The 13,771-nt window shown below is 43.4% G+C and carries 15 protein-coding genes and 3 pseudogenes; 13 read left to right on the top strand and 5 right to left on the bottom strand.

Annotation, left to right across the window (positions count from 1 at the left end):
• The first annotated feature begins 16 nt into the window (after nucleotides 1-16).
• The gene (locus OCV20_RS08435) at nucleotides 17-2,272 is read left to right on the top strand and encodes a peptidase U32 family protein (protein ID WP_017063916.1); all 2,256 of its coding nucleotides are present in this window, start codon (nucleotides 17-19) and stop codon (nucleotides 2,270-2,272) included.
• Between the two features lie 139 nt (nucleotides 2,273-2,411).
• On the opposite strand, the gene OCV20_RS08430 is transcribed toward OCV20_RS08435, so the two are convergent.
• Both OCV20_RS08430 and OCV20_RS08425 read right to left on the bottom strand, forming a co-directional pair.
• On the bottom strand, nucleotides 2,412-2,876 hold the full coding sequence (locus tag OCV20_RS08430) for an acyl-CoA thioesterase (protein WP_048615837.1): 465 nt from the start codon (nucleotides 2,874-2,876) through the stop codon (nucleotides 2,412-2,414).
• Nucleotides 2,877-3,056: 180 nt separating this feature from the next.
• Entirely contained in the window at nucleotides 3,057-4,880 is a 1,824-nt protein-coding gene (locus tag OCV20_RS08425) for an ABC transporter ATP-binding protein/permease (RefSeq protein WP_086775174.1), read from the bottom strand.
• Between the two features lie 562 nt (nucleotides 4,881-5,442).
• Between OCV20_RS08425 and artP the strand changes: the two genes are divergently transcribed.
• The 5 genes from artP (at nucleotide 5,443) to OCV20_RS08400 (ending at nucleotide 9,137) form a co-directional block, all read left to right on the top strand.
• Nucleotides 5,443-6,171 (top strand): arginine ABC transporter ATP-binding protein ArtP, encoded by a 729-nt coding sequence (gene artP, locus OCV20_RS08420; protein WP_086775205.1) that lies wholly within the window; start codon nucleotides 5,443-5,445, stop codon nucleotides 6,169-6,171.
• 120 nt (nucleotides 6,172-6,291) lie between these two features.
• Nucleotides 6,292-7,023 (top strand): lysine/arginine/ornithine ABC transporter substrate-binding protein, encoded by a 732-nt coding sequence (locus OCV20_RS08415; RefSeq protein WP_016795731.1) that lies wholly within the window; start codon nucleotides 6,292-6,294, stop codon nucleotides 7,021-7,023.
• A gap of 3 nt (nucleotides 7,024-7,026) precedes the next feature.
• Nucleotides 7,027-7,713, top strand: a complete 687-nt coding sequence (gene artQ / locus OCV20_RS08410) for an arginine ABC transporter permease ArtQ (protein WP_017061822.1) — start codon at nucleotides 7,027-7,029, stop codon at nucleotides 7,711-7,713.
• Nucleotides 7,710-8,378 (top strand): arginine ABC transporter permease ArtM, encoded by a 669-nt coding sequence (gene artM / locus OCV20_RS08405; RefSeq protein ID WP_048611121.1) that lies wholly within the window; start codon nucleotides 7,710-7,712, stop codon nucleotides 8,376-8,378. The genes artQ and artM overlap by 4 nt, the downstream gene beginning before the upstream one ends.
• Nucleotides 8,379-8,693: 315 nt before the next feature.
• Complete coding sequence (locus OCV20_RS08400) at nucleotides 8,694-9,137, top strand: HEPN domain-containing protein (RefSeq protein WP_086775173.1); 444 nt, start codon at nucleotides 8,694-8,696, stop codon at nucleotides 9,135-9,137.
• Nucleotides 9,138-9,159: 22 nt separating this feature from the next.
• Here OCV20_RS08400 and OCV20_RS08395 read toward each other — a convergent pair.
• Nucleotides 9,160-9,360, bottom strand: a pseudogene (locus OCV20_RS08395) (IS110 family transposase); the annotation flags it as partial.
• 30 nt (nucleotides 9,361-9,390) lie between these two features.
• Nucleotides 9,391-9,529: pseudogene (locus OCV20_RS08390) on the bottom strand (IS110 family transposase); the annotation flags it as partial.
• Between the two features lie 168 nt (nucleotides 9,530-9,697).
• On the opposite strand from OCV20_RS08390, the gene OCV20_RS08385 reads away from it, so the two are divergent.
• The 3 genes from OCV20_RS08385 (at nucleotide 9,698) to OCV20_RS08375 (ending at nucleotide 11,657) form a co-directional block, all read left to right on the top strand.
• Nucleotides 9,698-9,946 (top strand): hypothetical protein, encoded by a 249-nt coding sequence (locus tag OCV20_RS08385; protein ID WP_086775172.1) that lies wholly within the window; start codon nucleotides 9,698-9,700, stop codon nucleotides 9,944-9,946.
• 163 nt (nucleotides 9,947-10,109) lie between these two features.
• On the top strand, nucleotides 10,110-11,048 hold the full coding sequence (locus OCV20_RS08380) for a hypothetical protein (protein WP_086775171.1): 939 nt from the start codon (nucleotides 10,110-10,112) through the stop codon (nucleotides 11,046-11,048).
• Between the two features lie 153 nt (nucleotides 11,049-11,201).
• Nucleotides 11,202-11,657 carry a GNAT family N-acetyltransferase gene (locus OCV20_RS08375; protein ID WP_086775170.1) on the top strand — a complete coding sequence of 152 codons (456 nt, stop codon included), beginning with the start codon at nucleotides 11,202-11,204 and terminating at the stop codon, nucleotides 11,655-11,657.
• Between the two features lie 34 nt (nucleotides 11,658-11,691).
• On the opposite strand, the pseudogene OCV20_RS08370 reads toward OCV20_RS08375, so the two are convergent.
• Nucleotides 11,692-11,967 (bottom strand): annotated as a pseudogene (locus tag OCV20_RS08370) (transposase); the annotation flags it as partial.
• 92 nt (nucleotides 11,968-12,059) lie between these two features.
• On the opposite strand from OCV20_RS08370, the gene OCV20_RS08365 reads away from it, so the two are divergent.
• The 4 genes from OCV20_RS08365 to OCV20_RS08350 all read left to right on the top strand — a co-directional run bounded on the left by OCV20_RS08365 (nucleotide 12,060) and on the right by OCV20_RS08350 (nucleotide 13,741).
• Nucleotides 12,060-12,425: a hypothetical protein gene (locus tag OCV20_RS08365; protein ID WP_086775169.1), complete on the top strand. Its 366-nt coding sequence runs from the start codon at nucleotides 12,060-12,062 to the stop codon at nucleotides 12,423-12,425.
• A gap of 85 nt (nucleotides 12,426-12,510) precedes the next feature.
• Entirely contained in the window at nucleotides 12,511-12,918 is a 408-nt protein-coding gene (locus OCV20_RS08360) for a DUF1330 domain-containing protein (protein ID WP_086775168.1), read from the top strand.
• A 137-nt stretch (nucleotides 12,919-13,055) separates the two neighbouring features.
• On the top strand, nucleotides 13,056-13,262 hold the full coding sequence (locus tag OCV20_RS08355) for a hypothetical protein (RefSeq protein WP_086775167.1): 207 nt from the start codon (nucleotides 13,056-13,058) through the stop codon (nucleotides 13,260-13,262).
• Complete coding sequence (locus OCV20_RS08350; protein ID WP_086775166.1) at nucleotides 13,259-13,741, top strand: P-loop nucleotide/nucleoside kinase family protein; 483 nt, start codon at nucleotides 13,259-13,261, stop codon at nucleotides 13,739-13,741. The genes OCV20_RS08355 and OCV20_RS08350 overlap by 4 nt, the downstream gene beginning before the upstream one ends.
• The last annotated feature ends 30 nt before the right edge of the window (nucleotides 13,742-13,771 follow it).

Below are 13,771 nucleotides of genomic sequence, written 5' to 3'. Positions count from 1 at the left end.
GTGAGCGACTTCAAAAATGAGCAGAAAAATTGAGTTATTAGCCCCAGGTGGCGATGTAGAAGCGATAAAAGCCGCCATCGTAGCGGGTGCTAATGCAGTTTATTGTGGTTTAGACACATTCAACGCTCGTAACAGGGCCTCTAACCTATCGTTAGACGAATTGAATGGTGTGATTCGCCTTGCTCATGAATACGGCTGTGAAGTGTTCCTGACTCTTAACGTTGTGCTACTGGAGCATGAGACTAAGAGCATCACCAAGCTGCTGAACCAGCTTGTGAACACCAAAGTGGATGGCATCATTGTTCAAGACTTGGGTTTATTCAACCTGGTTAAGAAGCATTTCCCATCATTAGACGTTCACGCGTCGACTCAGTTAACAACGCACAACGAAGGCCAGATCAAGTTCTTGTCTAAGATTGGCGCGACACGTGTTAACTTGTCTCGTGAATTGAACCTGCCTGAAATCAAGATGCTAACGGAAGTAGCACACGATCACGATGTCTTAACCGAAGTGTTCGTACATGGCGCTCTGTGTATCGCATTCTCTGGTCAATGTTACTCAAGCTCAGTAAGTGTGGGTAACTCTGGTAACCGTGGTCGTTGTAGCCAAGCGTGTCGTGATGAATACGAAATCACCAACGCGGGCAACAAGTTCCCACTCAACCTGAAAGATAACTCAGCTTACTACGACCTACCTGAATTGGTTGACGCGAAAGTCGACTCATTGAAAGTAGAAGGCCGTATTAAAGGCGCGCACTACGTTTACACTGTGGTAGACACATGGCGTAAACAGATTGATAGCTTTGTAGAAAGTGGTTTGTTGATCGAAGACGATTCGAACCTGCACAAAGTATTCAACCGTGATTTCACCAACTCTTTCCTTAAGGGCAACCTAACGAAAGACATGTTCATCGATAACCCGCGCGACAACAGCATGAACTACGCTGTTGAAAAAGCGACGGAGCAGAACAACGAAATCTCAGTGGTACAGATTCAAGAAGTGACCAACGAACTTCACCAAGCGAAAGACGTTCTTGGTAACGAAATGCGTGACAAGATCGAGTTCCTTGATATTCGCAAGACACCAGTAGCCCTGTCGTTCAGCGCAAAAGTGGGTCAACCATTTACGGTGACAGTGAACACGCCTAAAGAGAACTTTACCCTTCAATCTAAATCGCTATTGAAAGCGGTTGAAGAGAAGGCGATCACTCAAGAGCTACTTGAGAAGCGATTCAAAAACGTGAAGAGTGCGGTTCACACGCTAGAAAGCCACGACTTCAGTGAAGTGGATGCAGGCTTGCTGATTCCTCTTAAAGAAGTTTCAGACCTGAAAGACGAGATCGACTTCATTCTGAACGGCTCTGTGGAAGTGATTAAGCACGTTGAAGTGCCAGCGCTGCCTCAGCACCCTAAAGTGAACGAGAAGCCGACTATGTCGATGCTTATCGCGGATGTGGAAGACTTACACCTGTGTGACGTGACTGACGCGGATGTTTACTTCAAACTTCCAGAAAGCTTCAAGAAGCGTTGTAACAAGTACATCGACATCTTGGCAGCAAACCCACGTTTGATTCCTTGGTTCCCAGCGGTATTGATCGGTAAAGATTACGACGAAGCGGTTCGTATTCTTGAGGAGATCAAGCCAGCTCGCATCGTAACCAACAACACGGGTATTGCTTACAAAGCTTACGAGATGGGTATTGAGTGGGTTGCAGGCCCGTTCATGAACACAACCAACTCTCACGCACTGGTTACTCTGAAAGAAGAGCTTAACTGTGCAGGCGCATTCATTTCGAACGAGATCAACAAAGGTCAGATTCGTCATATTCGTCGCCCAGAGAACTTCAAGCTGTTCTACAGCATTTACCACCCAATCTTGATGATGACCAGCCGCCAGTGTTTCTTCCAAAGAACCGTGGGTTGTAACAAGCCAAGCATTGAAGCGGGTTGTATGTTGAAGTGTGAGAAAGCGACCACGATCACCAACGTGAAAGGCATCTCTTTTGCGGTTGATAAACAGAAGGGTGGCTACCCAAGCATTTACAACCACGAGCAGTTCTTAAACCATGATGCAGTAACCGACTTCTCAGGTCTGTTCGACGAGTTCTTCATTGACCTAACCAACATCGGTGCGGGCTCTAAAGAAGTGAAAGATAAAGTCGAGCTTATCAAGCATTTCGAAGCGCTACTGAACGGCGTTGAAGGTTCACAACAGAACCTAGAGCAGATGGTTGAAGTTCGTACTAATGCTCAGTACGTACAAGGTTTATAGCTTCCAAGGTCGAGAGCGTTCAAGGTTTATAACGGTTAACCGCTTATAAGCACTTAGCACCAATATACAAAAGGCCACTCAATCGAGTGGCCTTTTTAATGTCTGAGACTTTCTGAGTCTTTCTCAATCAGCGAATACGTTATTCCGTCACGGCTTCTTGTTTGAAGCATGGGCTTTTCAACGTGTTCATCTTTTCGATTTCATTGGTTAAGCGCAGTGAGAGCAGGGCTTTTTGGTTCGAAGCAAAATCAAACATCACGATAGTCGCGGTGCCAACGGTCGTCACTTTCTGCTGAGCCTTACTGACAATGGCGTATTCCATAGTGAACCGATCATCTTGAATGTCGGTAACACGTGAGCCAACCATCAAGGTATCCGGATACGTGACTGGGCGGAAATACTTACAGTAAGTGTCACCAAGAACAGGGCCAACTTTGGTAATCGCCATCTCTTCCATCAACTCAACGTGCTTGAAAAAATCTAAGCGAGCGGTTTCGAAATAGCGAAAATATACGGCGTTGTTAACGTGATTGAGTGCGTCCATTTCTCCCCAAGCGACAGGGATTTCTGTTACTACCGGGTAGTCAGATAATAGTGCTTCCATGCGAACTCTCTTATTCTTATCTGTGTAATTAACGTTATCGACTTATCCTTCGTAGGGATAAGTTGTTATTGGAATAAAAACCCTACCGCTAAATTAACAAAACTGCAACACGTGTGATTTAAGTTTTTGAAGCTTGAAACCACACAATGTCAGTGACTTAGTTGCACATCCACTCAATGATTACGCACTAAGGTGTTTGAATTGCAGCTCAACCAAGCGTTGGTACAATTCGCAGCTGTTGATGAGAGACTGGTGGTCGCCGATGTCTACTAGCTGTCCGTTATCGAGCACTGCAATCTGGTCGGCGTGTTTAATTGTTGATAATCGATGGGCGATAATGATCGTCGTTCTGCCACGCATTAACTCTTCTAACGCTTGTTGTACGTGATGCTCACTTTCGCTGTCTAGTGCGCTGGTTGCTTCATCCAACAATAGAATATTTGGATCTTTCAAGATGGCACGTGCAATCGCAATACGTTGTCTCTGTCCACCAGAAAGCCTTACACCACGCTCACCAAGAAAGCTGTTGTAGCCATCAGGTAGGTTTTGAATAAACTCATGCGCGTGTGCTTTCTTCGCCGCTTCGATAACTTGTTCGTCTGTTGCCTGCGGGTTGCCGTAACGAATGTTATGGAACACATCGTTGCTGAACAGAGCAGGTTGCTGCGGCACCAATGCCATCTGCTTTCTCAGCTCGTTAGGATCAAACTGATTTAGTTCAACGCCGCCTAACGTCACTTTACCCACTTGTGGGTCGTAGAAACGTTGCAGCAGTTCGAACAGGGTGGTTTTACCTGCGCCAGACGGGCCAACCAATGCCAATACTTTACCTTCATGGGCAGTGAGCGTGAGGTTGCTTGTTGCGGGCTGATCCGGTCTTGATGGGTAACAGAAGGTCACATCATCAAATGCGACTTCTGGCGTTACGTTAGCAAGCGAAGTTGGATTCGCAACTGGCGCAACAATATGGCTTTCAACTTGTAGGATCTCGATTAATCGCTCGGTCGCGCCTGCCGCGCGTTGCAGTTCGCCCATCACTTCTGAAATCGTACCTAATGATGAAGCAACCATGATTGCGTAGAACACAAACGCGGCTAAATCGCCCGCCGACATGGTGCCGTTGATAACATCACTGCCGCCAACCCAAAGCATGCCTGCGATAGCACTGAACACAATCACGATAACGCCAGAGATAAGAATCGCGCGCTGTTTTACGCGCTGACGACCAATCTCATAAGCCTTTTCAACTTCTACCGCGAATGACGCTTTCTCTTGTTCTTCTCGACTGTAGCTTTGCACGGTTTTAATGTGTTCAATCGCTTCACCTGCGTAAGAACCCACATCAGACATCGAATCTTGGCTTTGACGAGATAGGGCTCTTACACGACGCCCGTACACAAGAATCGGAATCAAGATAAACGGCACCGAGGCCAATACAATCAACGTCAGCTTAATATTGGTCGCAAACAGCATGATGATCGCACCAATACACATCAACGCGCTGCGCATCGCCATAGAGAACGATGAACCAATGATGCTTTGAAGCAGAGTAGTATCCGTTGTAATGCGCGACATGATGTCGCCACTGCCATTGGTTTCGAAGTAACTCGGGTGCAGTGTGACGACATGATTGAAAACCGATAAGCGAATGTCCGCACTCACACGTTCCCCAACAGAAGAAACCAAATAGAAGCGGAAGAAAGTACCAATCGAGATCAACACGACCACGACCATGATGAACTGAATTGCGCTGCCCAAATCTGAGAGTGATTGTTGGCTAAAACCTTGGTCGATAAGAAGGCGAATACCGTGTCCGACTGAGAGGGTTAAGCTCGCTGTGAAGATCAACGCGATCAACGCGGCAATAACACGACCTTTATAAGGCTGAATGAATTTACTCAGCTCAAACAAAATACTGAGGCTTTTTTTCTCAGGTTTGGCATCGGGATTCTTTTGAGTCTGTCGCTGGTTTGAGTCGAGCGTAGAAGAGACATCGTTTTGCATATGACTGCCTTAATGTGTTGTCGCTTTAAAAATAGATGGCTTGTTGCTTATGGCTAATTGCTTATGGTTTATGACTTATTGCCTGTACTGCGCGTTGTTCGCTGGGAAGTCATTGTTGTTGAGAATAGAACCCATTAAAGCATTTATTGCGCTGTGACGCTCCCCAGGAAACTCAATTTCCAATATTTCATCACCACTTAGTGAATAATTCGAAACGACCTTAAAGGAAAAATAAGCATTCCTATCGAGTCAGTTTAATAGGAAAGTGGGGGATTTAACCCTAATTTTTATGCAAGTAAATTAGCGTTAATAGGAGAGTGCGCTCATAAGTTAGTAATCGAGCGATGATTTATAAATTGATAGCAAAACGTTTGCTATTTATCTCGATATTAGCTTTATCAATGACTTGCGATTTCTGGTTGTAAGACCAGTTATAGCGACTGTTTTTTGCGCAATATTTGTTACAAAAATTCAACAAAGTAGTTTTTTATACATTTTTCTTGCATAAAACCTCGGATTGAATAGAATAACTAACAAATGACAATTAATGCAGTATTGTGGCATGAGTATTCAAGTAAAGAGCATCAACAAATCATACGGTGATACCCAAGTTCTTCACGACATCAGTTTCGACTGTGAGAGTGGCGAAACCTTGGTATTGCTTGGCCCAAGTGGCGCGGGCAAGAGTTCATTACTGCGTGTATTGAACCTGCTTGAAATCGCGGACAACGGCGAATTAGACATTGCGAACGAGCAATTCGATTTTTCAAGCCAAATCCAAGAGAAGCAGGGGCTTAAACTTCGTCGTAAAGTCGGCATGGTGTTCCAGCAATACAACTTATGGCCACACATGACGGTGATGGAAAACTTGATTGAAGCACCAACCAAAGTTGCGGGTTTGGATAAGCAAGAAGCGATTAAGCAAGCTCAAGAAGTACTAAAGACACTTCAACTTGCCGACAAAGCAGACGCTTGGCCACTTCAACTGTCTGGCGGTCAACAACAGCGTGTTGCGATTGCACGTGCGCTGATGATGAAACCGGATGTGTTGTTGTTTGATGAACCAACAGCGGCGCTTGATCCTGAAATCACCAACCAAGTCGTGAGCATCATTAAAGGATTGAGCGGAACGGGCATTACCCAAGTGGTCGTGACGCACGAAGTCGATTTCGCGAAGAAGATTGCTAGCCACGTTCTGTACCTAGAGAAAGGGTACATCGTTGAACACGGCACCAGCGATTCATTCGTTAATCCGCAGACACCTGAGTTTGCCGAGTATTTGACTCATTAAGTAAGTCACGTATTTAAAGAAAGTTGACTCACTAGATTTAGCTAAACACAACATCAATTAAAACAATCAAATTATAAGAATGGCCACAGGCCGCTATTACACAGTATTCGGAGTAACAAAATGAAAAAGATTCTACTAGCTTCACTTATCGGCCTTGCTTCTTTCAACGCAGCGGCTCAAGAAGAAATCAAATTCGCAATGGAAGCAACTTACGCACCATTCGAATACATGGATGAGAACAACCAAATCCAAGGTTTTGACGTAGACCTAGCAAACGCACTTTGTGAAGAGATGAAAGCGACATGTACTTTCCACAACCAAGCATTTGATAGCTTGATCCCTGCGCTTAAATTCAAACGTTACGATGCCGCTATCTCAGCAATGGACATCACTGAAGCGCGTCTTCAACAAGTGAACTTCTCTAACGCTTACTACGATAACTCTGCAGCATTCATCTCTTTTGAAGGCAAAGTAGCAGACCAAGCAGCATTAGAAGGTAAGCGTGTTGGTGTTCAAAACGGTTCTACTCACCAGAGCTTCCTACTTGAGCAAATGACTGGCGTAACAGCGGTACCTTACTCAAGCTACCAAGATGCATTCATCGACATGAAAAACGGTCGTATCGATTCTGTATTCGGTGACACAGCCGTTGTAGCAGAATGGTTCAAGAAAGAAGACAACCTAACGTACGTTGGCGACCAAGTAACAAACCAAGAGTACTTCGGTAACGGCTTTGGTATCGCAGTAAACAAGAGCAATCAAGAACTTGTAGACCAGCTTAACGTTGCACTTGCAGCAGTAAAAGCGAACGGCGAATACGACAAGATCTTCAACAAGTACTTCGGTAAGTAATTTATGGAATTAACGGGTTACTCTTTAGGGCTCGTCGAAGCAAGCTGGATGACTGTTCAGCTTGCGTTCGTAAGCCTATTGGTTGGATTGGTTCTAGCAGTTTTGTTTGCAAGTGGTGAGATGTCTCGTCGTATTGCAATCAAATGGCCAACGACTGCATTTGTGACGATTGTTCGTGGTTTACCAGAAATTCTGGTCGTGCTGTTTATCTACTTTGGTTCGACACAAGTTCTGTTCATGATCACTGGCGACTTCATAGAAGTGAGCCCGTTCTTATCTGGTGTTGTTGCACTGTCACTTATCTTTGCTTCTTACGCTTCGCAAACCTTGCGTGGTGCATTAAAAGCAGTAAGCAAAGGGCAGAGAGAAGCAGCAAGCGCGCTTGGTATTTCTCAGTCTCGTGCATTCTTTCGTATCGTGTTACCTCAAGCGGTAAGACACGCGCTACCAGGGTTAACCAACCAATGGTTAGTGTTACTAAAAGACACTGCATTAGTATCGCTAATTGGCGTAACAGATTTGCTGAAACAAGCACAACTAACATCCGCTGCAACGCACGAAGCATTTACTTGGTACGCGACAGCAGCAGCTATCTACTTGGTCATCACTTTAATCACACAAAGATTGGTAAAAGTGATTGATGGCAAGTTCTCTATTCAAGGTTTGGGTAACAAAGGGGCAATGGCATGAATCAACAATACCTCTCTCAAATGCTTGAAGGCTTAGTGACCAGTCTGCAACTCACAGGCGCTTCATTACTTGTTGGTTGTATCTTGTCACTGCTGATGACGGTAACGCTAATCCTAAGAATACCGGCGATTCACTGGTTCACTCGTGGCATCATCACGCTGTTCACCGGCACACCATTGTTGGTGCAGATCTTCTTGGTGTATTACGGGCCGGGTCAGTTCGATTGGATTCGTGAAAGCTTCATGTGGGCTTGGTTAAGCCAACCTTGGTTCTGTGCAATGTTAGCATTAGCTTTGAACACTGCCGCATACAGCACGCTACTGTTCAGAGGCGCATTCAACGCAATTCCAGCAGGGCAGTGGGAAGCATGTCGTGCACTTGGCATGGACAAAGTAGCAACGCTTAAAGTGTTACTGCCATACGCTCTACGCCGCGCTGTTCCAGCTTACTCGAACGAAGTGATTCTAGTCTTCAAAGGCACGTCACTGGCAAGCACCATCACCATCATGGATTTGATGGGCTACGCTCAGCGTATCAACGGCCAAACCTACGACACGCTAACCGTGTTCGGCATTGCTGGCGCATTCTACTTAGCAGTAAACGGCATACTAACGCTGATCTTCCGCCAAGTAGAGAAGAAGGCCCTCGCATTCGAAGCCGCGTAAGCTAGCTACCCACAAGCTTAATTAACGTATAAAGCCTACCATTTATGTTCCCATAGATGGCAGGCTTTTTTGTGTTTGGGGGACGTGTATGGGTACTGTGTTTATATCCAGCAAGGCGGGGTTTTGGAGATTTATACTATATGGAAATATTCTGCACTTTGTCATTCAATGAGTCTATCTATGTTTTAAGTCACTGAAATGCTGTGACTAATCGTGGTAAATTGCTGTGCATATGAAACTAGATAGAAAAGTTCTATATTTAAATGCAGAATTTTTCGGTCTAAGAGCTGTTATGCGTATTTCAGAGAGGTAAAAATGACAGCAAGTGAATGGCTAGATAGAAGCCTAAACCACGAAGATCCTATGGATTCTTTTTCTAGTTGTTGGATAGGGTTTAACAATTTATACAACAATTACCCGTCTAATAGTGAGCGTAACTCTATCAGTAATTTTGTTGACGCCAATGTTACTGAGGGCGATGCTGAGGAGATAATAAACCTGCATGACACTGAGATTGCGTATTTTATGTCTCAAGCTGTTATAAATCTGAGGAATAGTGAAAGAGATACTCAGGTTGATATTAATGCATACAATGAGTCCGATAGCTTTATAGGAAAATTGAAATCAATACTCATGATTGCATACCAAGTTCGTTGCAATCTCGTTCACGGAGGTAAATCTCCAAGTAGAGATCGAGATGTTGAACTTTGCCGTTACTCTTGGCCTTTTGTGGCGGAGCTTGTCGATAGATACGCATAACAAACGACTATGGCGTCAATGATTAGTTTTTGGCTGTACTTTCATTCCACATGGCGCCATCTCTCAGCATAGAGTTTAGGGTCACAACCATCTTTCGAACACACGCGATTATTGCGACTTTCTTAGGCTTTCCGGCAGCTAAAAGTCGAGCATAAGTCGCTTTGAATACGGGGTTACATTGCATGGCTGACATCATTGCCATATATAGCACAATGCGTACTTGCGCGTGTTATTGGAGCGACACCAATGACTGCATATTTTCTATTGTAGTCAGTAGCGTCGAGTGGGTTACTGACTTATGAAGTATTACCTTAACATTTTGGTCTACGGCATGAAGACTGAAGTGTTTTTTTAACTAAGCCGATACCACAGAAATAAGAATAATCACACATGGTACCTCCGATGCATTTAAGTACTACATAAGTGTGGCAGATCCTCGGTAGGGGGAATCCATGTCATTCGTTATATGCTCTAGGCTTTCAAACCCTTAATCTCGCTCACAGATATATTTCAAAGGTAACGTATTCTAGTTGATTCATATAGTCTGCGAGAGTCCCAGTATGCGTAAATTAAAAATCGATACTTATTCTTGTGATTCAGGTGAGTTGCAAGACAGCTTGTATATTCCCCTTGGTTTGGCCAAAGTCGTAGCGAATATAATACCTCACAACATATCGTCTAAATTCGACGAAAATGGTGAACAACTAGAAGCCTTAGTAAATGCGTTAAAGGGTGCTAAGACGGAAGGAACTTTACTGGAAGTGGAAGATACAGCGGACAACGAGCGCGTTGTAATTTCAGTGGTCTAAATGAGTACGCATATAACAATAAATTTAATAGTGATTCATAACGCTTGGCGCTCTCACTTCAAGTAAGTTTAGTGATTATGGCACAATGGTTTAGGTCAGGTGTTAGCGTTGTTCACACCTTAATTTGGCGTTATATGAAAGATACACAATGAGATAGTAAAGCATGATTCAAGATCTAATTAATTCAACGAAAGTAACTCTCTATGAAAGAACAGCTAGTCCTTTGTTCGGTGCTTTTCTTATTTCATGGTGTCTGTGGAACTGGGAGATCATTTTAGTCGTTCTTTCTAATATCCCAGTAATGAACAAGTTGAGCTTTATGCGCTCTCATTTGAGTAGTTTCCTATCGGCTAGTTGGGTATTGTTCATTGGTCCCACTATCACATCCTTAGCGTATCTTTTTCTTTACCCTATACCTGCTAAGTACGTTTATGGTTACTCTCAGCGACAGCAAAGAGCACTAAAGTCTATACGCATCAGTGTCGAGGATGAAACTCCACTTTCACTCGAAGAATCGCGCCGTCTAAGAGGAAAGCTAACAGAGCTTGAGGATAGTTATTATGCTCAACTGTCTTCAAAGGATGCCGAGATAGACAAATTGAGGGTTCAATTGCAGGCTTTAACTGTTGAATCAGAGCCAGATTCGCTATCCGCTCCAAAACCCGATGCAACGCATATTAAGCATTCAAACACGTCACCAAAACAATCGACAGTATCTGACGCTCTCATGTTGGATGAAAATAAGGAACAAGGAATTACAACCCCTATCATCATTAACTTTAGCGTTGCCGACCAGACGTATAATCTGGGAGTTGACTATCACAATTCAGAACCAGGACAAGTTAATGTTGTCAAATTAAAGGACTCATTTTCGTTTCGTGACAAGTTACTTGTGAAGTTCACTTTAGACAAACCGTTGCAAGAAGGGCAGTTCATCAGTGTTTTTGATGGACACACTGGAAGAGTTGTAGATTCAGATAGTTTTGAGATTGAAAAAATTGACTACGAAAACAAGAATGCTTTCATTGTTGTAGAGCAAAACAACCCACTTAGAGATAACACCAAAATGGTTGTTAGCAATAAAGTGCAATTCGCATACTAATTTCATAAAACAAGCGTTTAAGGTGATTCCCACGCATGTCATTTTCCATAGCATGGTTGAGTTCGGTATTTACGGTGGTATGGTTTAGCTTTGTCGTCGCATTGCTCGTGCTTAAATGCGGCTTTAGCAGTCAGAAGTAAAAAGGATTTATAGATGGAATTAAAGTATCGTTCAGCTGAATTTGAAGATTTGGAAAGTCTTGTTGCTTTGCTTTCAAATGACCCACTTGGTAGTAAAAGAGAAGATGCGTCTATTCCGTTGAATCGTGGCTACATTGAAGCGTTCGAAGCGATTGCACGCGACCCAAACAACGAATTATTGGTTGTTGAACTGGAGGGAGCTCTAGTCGGGATGCTTCAACTAACCTTTATTCCGTATCTTACACATATTGGTAGTTGGCGTTGTCTTATCGAAGGTGTTCGAATCCATAGTGACTATCGTGGACAAGGTTTCGGTGAGCAAATGTTTGGACACGCTATCGAACTGGCAAAAAACAAAGGCTGTACAATGGTTCAGTTAACAAGTGACAAACAGCGGCCTGATGCCATCAGGTTCTATGAGAAACTTGGATTCAAAGCAACGCATGAAGGGTTCAAACTAGCGTTGTAGGCTGTCTGCTAACAAACGACTATGGCGTCAATGATTAGTTTTTGGCTGTATTTCCATCCCACATGGCGCCACCTCTCAGCATAGAGTTAAGAGTCACAAGCATCTTTCGAAGACACGCGATTATTGCGACTTTCTTAGGCTTTCCGGCAGTTACAAGTCGAGCATAAGTTGCTTTGAATACGGGGGTTACATTGCATGGCTGACATCATTGCCATATATAACAATGTGCGTACTTGCGCTCGACCGCCTTGGATTACGCGCTTACCTTTGTAGCGCCCACTTTCCGTGTTATTGGAGCGACACCAATGAGTGCGTATTTGCTACCGTTCAAACATTGCACACATTCATCCCCCTTTTAAGCTGGCGTTAGCTCTCTTTGTGTAAATAAATAGAAGTTAGAAAATGAAATATTCATCAAAATTTATACTCCCAATGCTTTTAGTCGCATTTAGTGCTTTAGGTCGCCAAAGTGTAGATCCAACATCAATGACTTTGACCTATGGTGATTCGTCTGTCTCGGCGGAAATTCGGAAAGATAGAAAGTTTGATATTACGAGAAGTAATGACGATGAAAATGTAGAATTTTCTGGCTCAGTTACTAAGGAAGACACAGATTACATAGTAGATGTGCTAGTACTCTTAGAAAATAAGTCAAATAAATCAAGTCGTGAGATAAATACAACGATTTTGGTGCATAACGATCAACTCGAAACTCTTATATTTATTGGTGGTGTAAACAATGAGAGGTTCAGCATTACCTTAAAATGAGTGCAAGAGCTAATAAATTGCTTAAGAATCATTCAGTATGCATCGAATTATACTGTGTTTGAATTTTTCTGTTCAAGGAGGAGAAATGGAAGTTCTTAATCAACTTTATCCATCAAATAGCCAGATGGAAAGATTAAAATCTTCGCCTGATTCTGGTGAAATACATTTGTTAAACTTGTTTAAGTTTCGAGAAAAAGCGGAATATGCAGATGGTCGAGAGACAACTTTAACGGGCAGGGAAGCATACGATTTGTATGGTCATCCAATGGCGGAAATTCTTGAGAAATACGGTGCAAAAGTGGTGTTCTATTCGGAAATTACGGGTCTAATTCTAGGTCAGGTTGAAGACCTTTGGGATTCGTTTGTAATAGTCAGGTATCCATCAAGACAAGCTCTTATTGAAATGACATCGTCGGAAGAGTTCAAGGCTTTAAGCATTCATCGTGAAGCCGGTTTGGCAGGACAGTTAAACATCGAAACGAAAGCCCCTTAAGTTACAATATGCAAAGCGTTCTAGTAGATCCAATGCTTGGCGTATTCAGTTTAAGCGTATATTTCACAATGATTTAAGATCTGGTCATAACGTCACTCACACCCATACATAGTGTTGCTTTCTACGAGGGAATGAATATGAATCAAGGAATTTTCAAGAATTTGAAGCTGGCATTAGGGGTTGGCTTTGGTGTCGCCATTCATCAGTACTTTTTTATGACGGATGGTACGTTTGATTTCTATCGGCCAATGGTGGCGTTTGCTTTTACGTTTGTAGTGAGCAGTATTGGTACACTTCTAAAAGAAAGAATCATGCGTAACAAGCAGACTAATGGGGCATCATGACTAAAATCTATTTCGTATCTGGCTTTATTGGATCGGGTAAAACAACTTACTCGAAAGCGCTTGCAGAAAAGCATGGCGCCTTTCGTTTCTCGATCGATGAGTGGATGATTCCTTTGTATGGCGAGCATATGGAGCGCGAAGTTTTTAATCGCCGGCTGGCTACGTTACAAGGTTTATTCAAAGAGTCTGCAATGCAGCTGTTTTCCTTGGGAGTTCCGGTAATTTTTGACTTTGGTTTTTGGCGTAAGTCTGACCGAGATTCTTTTATAAGTTGGGCATCAAACCTAGGCGTGGACAGCGAAGTTCACTACCTTGATGTCCCGTTTGAGACTTGTAAGGAGAGGGCATTTAACCGTAACTCGGATCTCAAATGTAAGTCTTATGAAATGACACCTGAAATGTTAGATCTGTTTTGGTCTTGGTTTGAGATTCCCACTTCAAATGAAAATGTTATTTGGGTTCAACAGGGCGCTCAATAAGGTATGTAGTCAGGTGCGAAGGTGAGTGGC

This window comes from Vibrio coralliirubri, from assembly GCF_024347375.1.
GTDB lineage: Bacteria > Pseudomonadota > Gammaproteobacteria > Enterobacterales > Vibrionaceae > Vibrio > Vibrio coralliirubri.
Note: the sequence above shows the minus strand (reverse complement) of the source record. Positions and strands in the feature narration are given on the sequence as shown.